This is a genomic window from Paenibacillus woosongensis, from assembly GCF_030122845.1.
Classification (GTDB): Bacteria; Bacillota; Bacilli; order Paenibacillales; family Paenibacillaceae; genus Fontibacillus; species Fontibacillus woosongensis_A.
On sequence record NZ_CP126084.1, the window covers coordinates 927,009 to 940,500 of the forward strand.

At 53.9% G+C, this 13,492-nt stretch carries 12 protein-coding genes; 9 read left to right on the forward strand and 3 right to left on the reverse strand.

Annotated elements, in window-relative coordinates:
• Nucleotides 1–104 precede the first annotated feature (104 nt).
• Nucleotides 105–2,822, reverse strand: coding sequence for an aconitate hydratase AcnA (gene acnA / locus QNH46_RS04105; protein ID WP_283927040.1), 2,718 nt, complete (start codon nt 2,820–2,822; stop codon nt 105–107).
• 210 nt (nt 2,823–3,032) lie between these two features.
• On the opposite strand from acnA, the gene QNH46_RS04110 reads away from it, so the two are divergent.
• From QNH46_RS04110 to QNH46_RS04145, 8 genes are all read left to right on the forward strand, one after another.
• Nucleotides 3,033–4,043, forward strand: a complete 1,011-nt coding sequence (locus tag QNH46_RS04110; RefSeq protein ID WP_283927041.1) for an amidase domain-containing protein — start codon at nt 3,033–3,035, stop codon at nt 4,041–4,043.
• 74 nt (nt 4,044–4,117) lie between these two features.
• Nucleotides 4,118–5,215 carry a D-alanine--D-alanine ligase gene (locus tag QNH46_RS04115; RefSeq protein WP_283927042.1) on the forward strand — a complete coding sequence of 366 codons (1,098 nt, stop codon included), beginning with the start codon at nt 4,118–4,120 and terminating at the stop codon, nt 5,213–5,215.
• Nucleotides 5,216–5,275: 60 nt separating this feature from the next.
• Nucleotides 5,276–5,599 (forward strand): hypothetical protein, encoded by a 324-nt coding sequence (locus QNH46_RS04120; RefSeq protein ID WP_055106514.1) that lies wholly within the window; start codon nt 5,276–5,278, stop codon nt 5,597–5,599.
• Nucleotides 5,596–6,597 carry a UV DNA damage repair endonuclease UvsE gene (gene uvsE, locus QNH46_RS04125; RefSeq protein WP_283927043.1) on the forward strand — a complete coding sequence of 334 codons (1,002 nt, stop codon included), beginning with the start codon at nt 5,596–5,598 and terminating at the stop codon, nt 6,595–6,597. Before QNH46_RS04120 ends, uvsE begins: the two co-directional genes overlap by 4 nt.
• A gap of 118 nt (nt 6,598–6,715) precedes the next feature.
• Nucleotides 6,716–7,486 carry an enoyl-ACP reductase FabI gene (fabI, locus tag QNH46_RS04130; protein WP_283927044.1) on the forward strand — a complete coding sequence of 257 codons (771 nt, stop codon included), beginning with the start codon at nt 6,716–6,718 and terminating at the stop codon, nt 7,484–7,486.
• Nucleotides 7,487–7,709: 223 nt separating this feature from the next.
• Nucleotides 7,710–8,546 carry an inositol monophosphatase family protein gene (locus tag QNH46_RS04135; protein WP_430691918.1) on the forward strand — a complete coding sequence of 279 codons (837 nt, stop codon included), beginning with the start codon at nt 7,710–7,712 and terminating at the stop codon, nt 8,544–8,546.
• 60 nt (nt 8,547–8,606) lie between these two features.
• Entirely contained in the window at nt 8,607–8,858 is a 252-nt protein-coding gene (locus QNH46_RS04140; RefSeq protein ID WP_155611929.1) for a hypothetical protein, read from the forward strand.
• A 454-nt stretch (nt 8,859–9,312) separates the two neighbouring features.
• Complete coding sequence (locus QNH46_RS04145) at nt 9,313–10,272, forward strand: stalk domain-containing protein (RefSeq protein WP_283928346.1); 960 nt, start codon at nt 9,313–9,315, stop codon at nt 10,270–10,272.
• Nucleotides 10,273–10,353: 81 nt separating this feature from the next.
• On the opposite strand, the gene QNH46_RS04150 is transcribed toward QNH46_RS04145, so the two are convergent.
• Nucleotides 10,354–11,667: a glutamate-1-semialdehyde 2,1-aminomutase gene (locus QNH46_RS04150; RefSeq protein WP_283927046.1), complete on the reverse strand. Its 1,314-nt coding sequence runs from the start codon at nt 11,665–11,667 to the stop codon at nt 10,354–10,356.
• A gap of 43 nt (nt 11,668–11,710) precedes the next feature.
• A complete protein-coding gene (locus QNH46_RS04155; RefSeq protein WP_283927047.1) occupies nt 11,711–12,826 on the reverse strand; it encodes an LCP family protein in 1,116 nt (371 codons plus the stop codon).
• Between the two features lie 134 nt (nt 12,827–12,960).
• Here QNH46_RS04155 and bcp point away from each other — a divergent pair, with 134 nt between their 5' ends.
• Complete coding sequence (bcp, locus tag QNH46_RS04160) at nt 12,961–13,446, forward strand: thioredoxin-dependent thiol peroxidase (RefSeq protein WP_283927048.1); 486 nt, start codon at nt 12,961–12,963, stop codon at nt 13,444–13,446.
• The last annotated feature ends 46 nt before the right edge of the window (nt 13,447–13,492 follow it).

Consider the following 13,492-nt stretch of genomic DNA (forward strand, 5'->3'; position numbering starts at 1 on the left):
TATACTTCCAATGTCCGATACCGCTGATCCCAATTTGTCGCCAAAAAAAGAATGTCCCACCCGAAAACCGGGCAGGACATTCCTGATGAACAGGTTATATATAATTACTTGCCAGCTTGGATCATCTGGCGCAGAACGGTTTGCAGAATGCCGCCGTTATGGTAGTAGTCGACATCAACCATGCTGTCGAGGCGGGCGATGACCGTAAATTCGAACTGCGTGCCGTCTTGGCGGGTCGCTACAACGGTCAGCTCTTGGCCAGGCTTGACGTCATTGCTCAGTCCGAGGATATCGAACGTCTCGGTGCCGTCAATGCCTAGCGTCTTCCAGCCATGTCCCTCTTGGAACTGGAGCGGAAGAACGCCCATGCCGACCAGGTTGCTGCGGTGAATCCGCTCGAAGCTTTCGGCGATGACTGCTTTAACGCCAAGCAGATAAGTTCCTTTGGCCGCCCAGTCGCGGGAGCTTCCCGTACCGTATTCTTTACCGGCGATGACGACGAGGTTCTGTCCATTGGCTTGATAGTTCATCGAAGCGTCGTAGATGGACATCAGCTCATCCGTAGGCAGGTATTTCGTTACGCCGCCTTCCGTGCCAGGAGCAACCTGGTTGCGGATGCGGATGTTGGCAAACGTACCGCGCATCATGACTTCATGGTTACCGCGGCGGGAGCCGTAGGAGTTGAAGTCCTTGCGGGCAACGCCGTGATCGTTCAAGTAGATGCCCGCCGGGCTTGTTGGCGAAATGTTGCCGGCTGGCGAGATATGGTCGGTAGTGACCGAATCCCCGAGCAAGGCGAGTACGCGTGCTCCGCGAACGTCGGCGATGTCCTGAAGACCTTCGCCGATTTTCTCGAAGAACGGCGGGTTCTGGATGTAAGTGGACTTCTCGTCCCACTCGTACAATTCGCCTTCTGGAACCGGAATCGCATTCCAGCGCTCGTTCTGAGTAAATACGTTCTCGTATTTGCTGCGGAACATTTCCGGCTTCACGGAGAGACCGATTGCTTCTTTGATCTCCGCGGAAGTCGGCCAGATGTCTTTCAGATAGACCGGTTGATCGTTCTGGTCGTAGCCGATCGGATCGTTCTGCAGATCGATATTTACCGTTCCAGCCAGCGCGTAAGCGACGACAAGCGGCGGAGAAGCCAGGTAGTTGGCTTTAACCTGAGCATGCACGCGGCCCTCGAAGTTCCGGTTACCGGACAGAACAGCAGCTACGGTAAGGTCGTTGTCGGCGATTGCTGCGCTGACCTCATCTGGAAGCGGACCGGAGTTGCCGATACAAGTTGCGCAGCCGTAACCAGCAACGTGGAAGCCGAGCGTTTCAAAGGAATCCATGAGTCCGGCTTTCTCCAGGTATTCTGAAACGACAAGGGAACCTGGCGTCAAGCTGCTCTTCACGTAGCCTGGTTTCTTCAGGCCGCGCTCGACCGCTTTCTTCGCCAGCAATCCGGCGCCGATCATCACGCTTGGGTTCGAAGTATTCGTGCAGCTCGTGATTGCAGCGATAACGACCGCACCTGTTCCGAGCTCGCTTGTGCTGCCGTCAGGGTGCTTGATCGTTACCTTCTGGTTGATCTTCTCATCGCTGAGCCCGTAACCGCCTTTATCGATCGGAGTCCGGATGATGTCGTTGAAGTTCTCCTTCATATCCGTCAGCTCGATGCGGTCCTGCGGACGCTTAGGTCCTGCAAGGCTAGGTACGACAGAAGCAAGATCCAGCTCGATCAGATCCGTAAACTCAGGATCTACGGTGCTGCTTGTGCGGAACATGCCTTGTGCTTTGTAGTAAGCTTCAACGAGAGCAATTTGCTCCTCGGAACGGCCTGTGCTGCGCAGATATGCCAGCGTCTCGTCGTCTACCGGGAAGTAGCCGATCGTTGCGCCGTACTCCGGCGCCATGTTGGCAACTGTTGCACGGTCGGCAAGGCTGATGTTGGCAAGACCCGGGCCGTAGAACTCGACGAATTTGCCGACAACGCCCTTTTTACGCAGCATTTGCGTTACGGTGAGGGCGAGGTCGGTCGCTGTAGCGCCTTCCGTCAGGCTGCCGACGAGCTTGAAGCCGATCACCTCAGGTGCAACAAAATAGAGCGGTTGCCCGAGCATGCCTGCTTCAGCCTCGATGCCGCCGACGCCCCAGCCCACTACACCAAGACCGTTAATCATCGTCGTATGGGAGTCGGTTCCAACGAGGGAATCCGGGAATACGACAGTTTCGCCGTCAACGGTTTTAGTAGCGGCTACAGATGCCAAATACTCCAGGTTGACTTGGTGAACGATACCCGTAGCCGGCGGAACGGCGCGGAAGTTATTGAAGGCAGTTTGCGCCCAGCGCAGGAAGCGGTAGCGCTCCTCATTGCGCTCGAATTCGACCTTCATATTGTATTCCAGCGCTTCTGGCGTACCGAAGGCGTCGACCATGACAGAGTGGTCAATAACGAGATCAACCGGGACAAGCGGATTGATTTGCTTCGGATCGCCGCCAGCTTTCTTGACGGTGTCGCGCATCGCAGCAAGGTCAACGACGACGGGAACGCCCGTGAAGTCCTGAAGAACGATGCGGGCCGGAATAAACGGAATCTCTTTATTCTCATCGCGGCCTTGGCTCCAGCCGGCGATTTGCTTCACATGCTCTTCGGTGATGGCTCTGCCGTCAAATTGCCGAACGGCTGCTTCCAGAAGTACCTTAATGGAGAATGGCAGCTTGGAAACAGGGCCTAGTCCTTTCTCTTCCAACAGTTGCAGATCAAAGTAACGGTACTTCTTCCCGCCGGCTTCCAAGGTGCGGGAAACAGAGAAAAAATCCTTCGTTGACATGAATGTACCTCCTTGTTTCACTAGATGAAACGCTATTTCAAAATTATCACTACACTAAGTATAGCGTTCTCCTTGTTGTGAGTAAAGTACTTTTTGCTGGCAAACGGCCTGTTCTTTGCGGTATTGCACGCTTGCCCGGCGTAATTTTTCCAGCACATACTCAATCCTGTTCTTTCATATAAATGGGAGTGATGAGGAGGGGATTTCAAAGTGAGCGATGAATGGAGAAGAACGTTATCCCTATATGTGAATCAGCATAATCAGGACGAAGTAGATTATCGCCCCAAGGCTGCTGAGGCCGAGGCCGTTGTGGCTGATTTGGAATACTTAATGCGCCGCGGTGAACGCAAACGCCGGCTTCAGGAATGGTACAAGGAACGGCGGGCAACCCCGCTTCGCTGCGAAACCCGCGCCAAGCTGCTCCGTGAAATCGAGAATCGGGCCGGCGAGATCGAGGTTGAGCTCCAAATGGCCCGCAGGACATATTATGAAAAAGGGGGAGCCCGCCATCAAGAGGAGGTTATCGACCGGCAGCGGCTGACGCTGGAGCGGGAAGGCGGAGGCTGGATTATAACGCGAATCGAACAGCCTGCAGACGAGCGCCATGCTCCGTTCAAGCTGCCCCTGGATAGAGGCAGCGGAGAAGGGGGAGCCTTAGGCAAGCTGCCGGGTCCTTACCTTAATGCGCAAGTGCTCGGCCCGCGAACCTCGCGCAGCACGCCTTACCGGCGCGAGGATGCGGTTCTTTACGCCGATCGCTGGTGGGATGGGTTTAATCCCGAATTTGCCGAATTTGAAGTGGATTGTACCAATTATATATCCCAGTGTCTCTTTGCAGGAGGGGCTCCAATAAACTATACTGGAAAAAGAGAATCGGGCTGGTGGTATAAAGGGTATATCAAGGGCCGGGAGGCATGGAGCTACAGCTGGTCTGTCGCTAACGCTCTTGAGCGCCTATTGGCCCACAGTAATTCTGGGCTTCGAGCCGAAGCCGTAGATAACCCGGAGCAGCTCCAAATGGGAGACGTCATCATCTATGATTGGGACGGTGACGGAAGCTATCAGCATAGCACGATCGTGACCGCATTCGATGCCGGCGGAATGCCGCTGGTGAATGCCCATACTACTCCGAGCAAGCACCGATATTGGGATTACCGGAATTCATACGCTTGGAGCGAGAATACCGTGTATCGCTTTTTTCGGATTGTGGATCATTTTTGATGAGTTGAAGCTGGGCTATGTGGAAAATCATTCTGCACGATAACTATTACGACGATCAAAGAAAGAGGTTACTCATGGGACAAGACAAACTCACCGTTGGACTTATTTACGGCGGTAAATCGGGAGAGCACGAAGTATCGCTGCAAACGGCCCTCGCGGTTTCGCAGGCGTTTAACTATGACAAATACGAGCTGCTGCCTTTCTATATTACGAAGCGCGGGGAATGGCGGGTTGGAAACAAGCTGTCCGGCCCGTTTGCCGCTTTGGATGAACTTAAGCTGGAGAGCGGAGCGCAAAATACGTCCGCGGCGATCAATATGCTGTTCGAGAAGCTTTCGGCGGGCACAGGGTCGATTGACGTCGCATTTCCGCTGCTGCATGGCACGTACGGCGAAGATGGCACGATCCAGGGCTTGTTCGAAATGGCGGATCTGCCGTATGTCGGCGCGGGCGTGCTGGCCTCGGCAGCCGGGATGGACAAAGTCGCCATGAAGAAGCTGTTCGCCGAAGCGGGGCTGGCGCAGTGCGAGTACTGCTACTTCACGGCATCCGAATGGAGCCGGGGCAGCCATGCCATCGTTCAGGGAATTGAAGAGAAGCTGGGTTATCCCTGCTTCGTAAAACCGGCCAATTTAGGCTCCAGCGTCGGCATATCCAAGGCAAGATCCCGCGAGGAATTGCTGGCGTCCGTCGCTACCGCGCTGCGCTTCGACATGAAAGTTATCGTAGAGGAATTCGTGGACGCGCGCGAGATCGAGGTCGGTGTGCTTGGCAACGACGAGCCGCTGGCATCCGTTCCGGGGGAAATCGTCTCTTCCAGTGAATACTATGACTACCAAGCCAAATATTTGGATGGCAAATCGCAAATGCTAATTCCTGCCGAGCTTGATACGGAGCTTGCGGAAGAAATTCGCGATTTGGCGGTACGGGCGTTTAAGGCGATATCAGGAAACGGACTGTGCCGGGCGGACTTCTTCGTGAAGAAGTCGGATCAAACCGTCTGGATTAATGAAGTGAACACGATGCCGGGATTCACGCCGTACAGCATGTATCCGCTGCTGTGGCGTGAAACGGGGGTTTCTTATGAGGCGCTGCTCGATCGGCTGATTGAACTCGCTTTAGAACGCTATGAGGCCAGACAGAATCTGAATTTTGAGAACGGTCTGCAGTAATTCAATCAACTCATGATTCGCTAGGATTAATGGGAACGAAGATGGAAAGGAAGATCGATGATGGGCTTTCAAACCGAATTCAACTCAGTATGCAAATTCAAAAAAGAGCAAGAGCTGTACGAACTGCTGGAATACGGGCGCGGAAAAATGCTGAAGGAAGGCCTGCGTGTCTATCCGACGGGTCAGAAGGTTATTGCTTATTCGCCGGACAATAAAGCCGTGGCCATCGTGAAAATTACGGCCTGTGTATCCGAGATTAATTTTAACGGGGAAGAAGTTACATCCGTCGAGCTTCAGCTGGTGCGTCAGTTGACAGAGCAGGAAGCGGCGGTGCAGACGGCGCTTGCGCATGAAATGTTCTTCGGGGATGTGGAGAACGCTTGATTGTCCGCTTCGGTTACGTAGCCATGTCGACGGTCGTGAAGAATGCATCTCCATCCAAGACGATGACTTACAAGACGTTCAGCAGTCTAAGCGACCGGGAGGCAGCGGTGCGCCGCCTGGAATTGATCGGGGCGGACAATTTACACAACACACTGCGGCTCCTTCGGCATAACGAAGCGAACGATATCAAGGTATATCGCTTCTCGTCCAAGCTGCTGCCCTTGGCGACACATGACGCCCTGTACGACTGGAATCCTTATGCGGCGCTGAAAGACCAATTCCAGGAGGTAGGGGATTTCGTCAAACAACACGGCATGCGCGTCTCGTTCCATCCGGATCATTTCATGGTACTAAGCACGCCGCGTCCCGAGGTGCTGCACAGCTCGCTGCGCGATCTGCGCCACCATGTTGCGATGCTTGAGGCCATGGGGCTGGATGGACGGGCGAAGAACAATATCCATGTCGGTGGCGCCTACGGAGACAAGCTGTCGGCTGCCGAGCGGTTCCGGGAAAATGTCACTGCGCTGCCGGACAGCATCAAGAACCGGCTGACGTTCGAGAATGACGACAAGACGTTCAACGCCCTCGAGACGCTGGAGCTGTGCGAGGCGCTAGGCATTCCGATGGTGCTCGATATTCATCATCAATGGGTGAATAATGAAGGAGAGCAGCCCGTGGATTTATGGCCCCGTATACAGCGCACATGGCAATCGCCGCATGCCCAGGCGGATTCACCGAGTTCCGATCCGCTGCCGCCTAAAATCCACGCCTCAAGCCCGAAAAGCGCGAGCGACCCCAGAGGTCATGCCGATCATGTTCTCGCTCAGCCGCTGCTGGATTTTCTTCGGGCCATCGCGCCTGCGACCAAGCGGGTCGATGTCATGCTGGAAGCGAAGCAGAAGGACGGAGCCCTGTTCATGCTTATGGAGGATTTGCGCCAATATGAGGGGGATGGCGTGCAGTTTCTGAGCGAGGCCAGCGTACGAATTCAGCCTTAAAGGCATGCTTTGGCTTGAAAAGGACAGCAAAATAAGGTAAGTTGAACAAAAATAAGTTAAAATAAACCAAACAAAATCTGCACTAAAATACAGTGTTCAGTTGGAGGTATGTTCTAATATGGGAGATTTACTCGCAGGAAAAAACATTATCGTAATGGGTGTTGCTAACGATCGCAGTATTGCCTGGGCTATTGCTCAGAGCTTGGCCGCTCAAGGAGCGCGTTTGGCATTTACATATGAGAGCGAGCGGGTGGAAGGCCGGGTGCGCAAGCTGGCCGAGACGATTCCCAATTCGCTCATTCTTCCTTGCAACGTGACGGTCGATGAAGAAATCGATCGCCTGGCGGAAACATTGAAGAGCGAACTCGGCGTACTGCATGGCGTTGTGCACAGCATAGCCTTTGCTAAGGCGGAAGACCTCGCCGGCGAATTCGCGGATACGTCCCGCGAAGGCTTCGCACTGGCGCATGATATCAGCGCATATTCGCTTGTAGCCGTATCGAAACGCCTAGCTCCGCTGATGACGGAAGGCGGCAGTATCATGACGATGACGTACATGGGCTCCGAGCGCGTCATGCGCAACTACAACGTGATGGGCGTTGCCAAGGCGGCATTGGAAGCATCCGTTCGTTATTTGGCAAACGATCTCGGACCGAAGAATATTCGCGTGAACGCAATCTCTGCAGGACCGATCCGTACGCTCGCGGCCAAGGGCATCAGCGATTTCAACTCGATCCTGAAGCAGGTAGAGGAGAAGGCGCCTCTGCGCAGAACGACTGAAACTGCGGAAGTGGGCGACACGGCGATGTTCCTGATAAGCCATCTTTCCCGCGGCATTACGGGAGAAGTTATATTTGTCGACGGCGGTTATAATATCGTTGGTGCATAAGTAAAATGATTGATGGGGAAAGTTCGTTTCCGAAGCAGATGCAGCGCTTTGGTTACGGGCTTTTTCCATAAGGAAAGGGAAAGCGGGTCAAGCCGCCCGAATCAGGCCGGGACGGGGTAGATGGATGCAACTTTAGAGGGTTCAAGACGTATAGTTTAACGAGAAGAGATTTACAAGATTAAGATAGAAAGTAGAGTGAAATCTATTGGAACCAATCGACAACGTGGTGGGCAGTAAAAGTCCGACAGCTGTGGCGATCAACTCCGCATCCAAAGCGGGGGAATGGATTAAGAGCAGGCTTGGCATGCACAAACAACTAGATACAAAGCTATCCCCACAGGATTTGGTGACGGATGTAGATAAAGGCGCGGAGCTGATGATTCGTAAGCTGATCCTTACTCATTTCCCGGATCATGATATTTTGGGCGAGGAAGGCGTACCGCCGGGTGCTGCTGCTTCAGAAGCGGCTCTGGCCAAAGCGAGATCCTCGGAATATTTATGGATTGTCGATCCGGTGGACGGCACGACGAATTTCGTTCACGGATTTCCATTTTTTTGCGTGTCGATCGCGTTGGCTCATCGCGGAGAAGTTATCGTTGGCGTAATTTATGACCCGCTGCGGGATGAACTATTCGTAGCCGAGAAAGGCAAGGGCGCTTACGTGCATGGCAATCCTACGAGGGTGTCAGAGGATGCGGAGCTGTCCGGCAGCGTTGTGGCCGTAGGCTTCAATCCGGATCGTCAGTTTGCGCTTCCGACGAATATGAAAGGGATTAACGCCTTAGCTCTGCAGACGCGCAGCATTCGAGCGGGAGGCTCCGCTGCGCTCCATCTTGCTTATGTGGCAGCAGGCCGCTTGAGCGGGTATTATGAGGTAGGGCTGAATGCCTGGGATGTTGCAGCGGGCGCCCTCCTTGTGAAGGAATCCGGAGGAATCGTAACAGACACGTCAGGGAATCCTTATGATCTCGGCGTGCGTCACCTGGTGGCGACGAACGGCAAAATTCACGGCGAGCTGCTGCAATCCCTGAAGGACGCTGGTGCAACAGGCATGCAGTAAGAGGATTTTTTTCTATTCTGTAATTCCTTAAATCATTTTAGGATGAAGGAGTGTATCAGGATGAGCGAAGATCGCGAGAAATTGGAGAAAGAGCTAAGCGAATTGCTGGGCGATGCCGAGGAGCGTACGGAGGAGGAACGGCAGGAGGAGACGCGTAAGAGCCTGCCTCATAAGTACGAAATCCGCATTCAAACAGAGCTTGACCCGATTGTGGAGGAAACGCTGAAATACCGCAGCATGGCTAAGGAAATCGATGGACGGTATGATGAGTATTTGAAGAAGACTGCGCGTGACATCAAAAGCCCTGAATAATTCGGGGCTTTTATTTTCACAGAATCACATACTATCGCTGAAGCGTCTGATTGATAGGATAGACTGATCGACCTTATACTTGTCAGGCTGCGCATGATGAGGAGTGGAGGTCATTGTTTGTTAGAAAAATGGGGATACGATGTTCGGCAGCCAGCCTGCTTATGCTTGCGGCCCTGCTTTGTTTTCCGGTAACCTTCCTGACTGTGGAATCGCGTTCCTTGACCGGAGATCAGGCCCTTGAGCGGGCTATAGCGGTTCAGATGGAGGAGAAGGCCTATCATATCGTTGCGCTGGGCGACTCGATCAGTGCAGGCTATGAACCAGGCATGGATGAAAAGAGCGTCCCTTACGGCTATGTGGAACGGCTCAGGGAGCAGGGACTGTATTATGGCCGGACGAAGGTTCATAATTTTGGGATTCTAGGCCTGACCAGCAGCGGGCTTAAAAATTATATATCCGCAATTCAAAGTGGCGAGGCGATACGACCCGAAGCAATTCAGCGCGGCTTGCCCGATCCGCGCATTGCCGCCTTTGCGCGGGAATCGCCGATACCCGGGCGGCGCTGGAGCAAGCGGATCTGATCACCATTACGATCGGCGGCAATGACCTATATAGTTTGCTTACGGATATTGCGTACTACAGCCCGGCTGAAATCGAAGCCAAGGGGCGGGAGCTTCTGGCTGCATACACGCTCAACGTACGGGAGATCCTCGATGATTTGACGGCAATCAATCCTCGGGCCCAAATTATCCTGATGGATCAATACCAGCCTGTACCTAAAAGGATCGCCGGCTCTGCGTATACCGATTTGGAAAACGCCGCAGATACGTTTACGGTGGCGGTTGAAGGGATTGCCGGCGAATATGCCAGCCAGGGCAAGCTTGTGAAGGCGGCGCATGTGGCGCAGGCGTTCAAGGGGCGGGAAATTGCGCTGACGCATATTTTGCCGGGCGGAGATATTCATCCTAGCCAGGCAGGGTATGAAGCGATTGCCAAAGTCGTAGCCGAAGAGGCATGGGGAAGCTACCGGGAGAACGGGAAATTGAAGGAGGGCGTACCGCTTCATATCGTGGTGAAGGGCGAGAAGCTGCAAACACCATATACTCCGGTGCTCCTTCATAATCAGACCTTTCTGGCGCTCAAGGATATTACGGAGGCAATCGGAGCTTCCGCGAGATGGGACAGCCGCAGCAGCACGGCTACAGTGACGTACAGCGGGCGGACGATTGTCATCCCAATTGGCTCGAGCAAAGTGATTGCGAATGGCGAGTTGCTCGCTACGCATAACCCGGCTTTTCTGTATAAAATCGGCCAGGAAGCCAAAACCTACGTTCCTTTAGCTGTGCTTGCCCAAGGCCTGGGGCTCGATATACAGTATTCCGAGAAGAGCAAAACGGTATTTATCAATTTATAATCTTACGGCTTCGGCTGTCATCAATAAAGAGAAGGGCGCCCCGCATGTTCGCGTGGGACGCCCTTCTTGTGTTTGCAATATTTATTTGCCGCTGATCTCACGGAAGGAAGCTTCTGCCGCTTCCAGCGTAAAATCAATATCCTCGTCTGTATGGGCCGTCGTCAGGAACCAGGCCTCGTATTTGGAAGGCGCGAGGTTGACGCCCCGATTCAGCATAGCCCGGAAGAAGGCGGCGAACAGTTCGCTGTCCGTATCCTGCGCTTCCTCATAGTTGGTAACCGGATGGTCGCAGAAATGCGTCGAGAATGCTGCGGCAATCCGATTAATCGTCAGCGGAATGCCGTAACGGCTCGCCGAATCCGCCAGCCCGTTTGTCAGCTTGACGGCCAGCCGTTCCATCTCCGGATAGACGCCTTCTTCCCGCAATACTTCCAGGCAGGCAATTCCCGCCGAGATGGAAGCCGGGTTGCCGGCCATCGTTCCGGCCTGGTATGCCGGGCCGAGCGGAGCGACCTGCTCCATGATTTCCTTGCTGCCGCCATATGCGCCGATCGGCAGTCCGCCTCCGATGATTTTGCCGAGCGCAGTCAAATCCGGCCGGATCGCTTCGTGATTGGCGAGTCCGCTAAATGTCTGGGCAGAGCCGTAATGGAAGCGGAAGGCGGTAATCACTTCGTCATAGATGACGAGTGCGCCATATTGCCGGGCAAGTCTGCAGAGATCCTCAAGGAAGCCTTCCTTCGGCATGACCATGCCGAAATTGCCGACGATCGGCTCGACCATCACCGCAGCTACGTCGTCGCCCCATTTGTTCAGGGCGGCCTGGAGTGCTCCAGCATCGTTAAACGGTACGGTAATCACTTCATGGGCGATGCTGGTCGGGATGCCGGCGCTGTCGGGAATGCCGAGCGTGGAAGGCCCGGAGCCTGCGGCTACCAGCACGAGGTCGGAATGGCCATGATAGCAGCCGGCAAACTTGATGATCTTATTGCGCTTGGTATACGCACGTGCTACGCGGATGGTCGTCATGACGGCCTCTGTCCCGGAATTGACAAAGCGGACCTTGTCCATGGAAGGGATTGCGCTCTTTAACATTTTAGCCAGGGTAATCTCCAGCTCGGTTGGCGTACCGTACAAGGTGCCGTTAGCCGCTGCTTCCTGAATGGCGCGGGTCACATGCGGGTGAGCATGGCCGGTAATGATCGGGCCGTATGCTCCGAGATAGTCGACATAGCGGTTGCCGTCTACGTCCCAGAAATGGGAGCCAGCCGCTTTATTCATAAAAACGGGCGCCCCGCCCCCAACCGCTTTGAAAGAGCGGGAGGGGCTGTTGACGCCGCCGACAATATGCTGGAGAGCTTCTTCGTATAATCGTTCGGATTGAATCCGGTTCATGAGGTACATCTTCCTTTCAAGTAGGTGTTAGGCGGATCAATGATCAATTCCGGAAGGTATCCGCAACAGGGGGAGATCCGGAACCTGCGCCCGTGCTTCTGCTGGTTCCAGTTCCGGCGCCTGCGCCAGTACTCGTACTCTTGTCTGTATCCGCCGCTCCTGCCGGGCTGTTATCGCTGTCTGTGTCCTGTTCTGGTTCATCCGGCGCGTTAAATACATCCTGAACGAATTGCTTTAACTCATCCTCGCTTCGGACAGCTATAACATCAGAGCCGTTAATTTTCTTCTCTACGACCAGCTTCATCGGAGGAATTTGCTCGCTGCCCGCCATTTTGCTGTCATAGGCAACGGTGGCCAGCTTCCACATATCGTTGACCGTCAGGTTCGTATCGATATACGGATTCACTTTCTCCAGAATTGACGGAAGCTTCATAATCGAGGTCGTCGATATCATTTTGTCGGCTACCGCTTTGAGGAAATTGCGCTGGCGCTCTGTCCGCGAATAGTCGGAAAGAGCGTCATGGCGGAATCGGACGTACTGCAGGGCTGAATTGCCGTCGAGGTGCTGCTGGCCTTTTTTCAAATCGATATCGTATTCATGGTTGTCGGCCTTGCTTGTGTAGCGCATATCCTTCTCTACGTAGAAGTCCACGCCCCCGATGGCATCCACGAGCTCGATAAAGCCCTGGAAGTCCGTATAGACGTAATATTGAATTGGTATGCCGAGCAGCTCAGAGACTGTCTCCATCGCTTTGTTTGGGCCGTGGGTGATGGCAGCGTTGATACGGTCCGACCCGTAGCCTGGTATTTTAATATAGGTATCACGCATAATGGAGAACAGGTAGGCTTTCTTCTTCACGGGATCGATGGAGGCGACCAACATCGTGTCGGACCGGGGGACCTCTCCCTTCTTCAGGCCGCGGGCGTCCACGCCCATCAGCAGGATATTGACCTGCTCGGTGCCCTCCCATTTTGGCGGCTCGGCTTCCTTCTTGGTCTCGACCGGCTGAACATTGTAGAAGGGGGAGTCCTCGCCTTTCTTCTGGAATTTATCAACTTGATTGTAAATGGCGATAAAATAGTAAGCCGCAACGGCTGCGATGGCGACCAGAATTCCAGTGATGGACCAGATGATCGCCCGTTTCGTGCGTTTCGTCATATTGTTCGTTCCTTTCGGTGGATAACGATGAGAACCGTCATAAATTGGATGTATTGCATACCCATCCATTATAATTTCTTTTGTAGGTACAATCAATTTTCGTATTTGTGAAGTTAGAAAGGGGTTAAGGCTGCATGGTTGATATGCAAGTTCAAGTAGGAGAAATGGTTCCCGATTTCCAACTTCCCGCGGATGGGGGAGAAGAGATCGCATTAAGCGAATTCCGCGGCCGCAAGGTCGTTCTATATTTTTATCCGAGGGATATGACGCCGGCGTGCACGCAGCAGGCCTGCGATTTTCGCGATCAAAGCGAAGTGCTGCGGGAGCAGGGAGCCGTAGTTCTCGGGATCAGCGGGGACTCCGTGAAATCGCATGATAAATTCAAAGCGAAGCATGGGCTGACTTTTCCGCTGCTTGCCGATGAGGATCACCGCGTCAGCCGGATGTTCGGCGTATGGCAGCTGAAGAAACTGTACGGCAGGGAATATGAAGGAATTGTGCGCTCGACCTTCCTGATCGACGAGGAGGGCAGACTGCAGAAGGAGTGGCGCGGCATCCGGGTAGCCGGACATGTGGAGAAGGTGCTGGAAGCTCTGCGGGATGACCAGGGGGCGAAGTAACATCGCGGACTAACATAGCAAAATAAGATATTTTGCCGTAGTCTAA

What these genes read in the sequence shown, in the direction of transcription:
- acnA (WP_283927040.1), bottom strand. Translation starts at nt 2,822, where the DNA reads ATGTCAACGAAGGATTTTTTCTCTGTTTCCCGCACCTTGGAAGCCGGC.
- QNH46_RS04115 (WP_283927042.1), top strand. Translation starts at nt 4,118, where the DNA reads ATGGGACAAGACAAACTCACCGTTGGACTTATTTACGGCGGTAAATCG.
- QNH46_RS04120 (WP_055106514.1), top strand. Translation starts at nt 5,276, where the DNA reads ATGGGCTTTCAAACCGAATTCAACTCAGTATGCAAATTCAAAAAAGAG.
- fabI (WP_283927044.1), top strand. Translation starts at nt 6,716, where the DNA reads ATGGGAGATTTACTCGCAGGAAAAAACATTATCGTAATGGGTGTTGCT.
- QNH46_RS04140 (WP_155611929.1), top strand. Translation starts at nt 8,607, where the DNA reads ATGAGCGAAGATCGCGAGAAATTGGAGAAAGAGCTAAGCGAATTGCTG.
- QNH46_RS04150 (WP_283927046.1), bottom strand. Translation starts at nt 11,667, where the DNA reads ATGAACCGGATTCAATCCGAACGATTATACGAAGAAGCTCTCCAGCAT.
- QNH46_RS04155 (WP_283927047.1), bottom strand. Translation starts at nt 12,826, where the DNA reads ATGACGAAACGCACGAAACGGGCGATCATCTGGTCCATCACTGGAATT.
- bcp (WP_283927048.1), top strand. Translation starts at nt 12,961, where the DNA reads ATGGTTGATATGCAAGTTCAAGTAGGAGAAATGGTTCCCGATTTCCAA.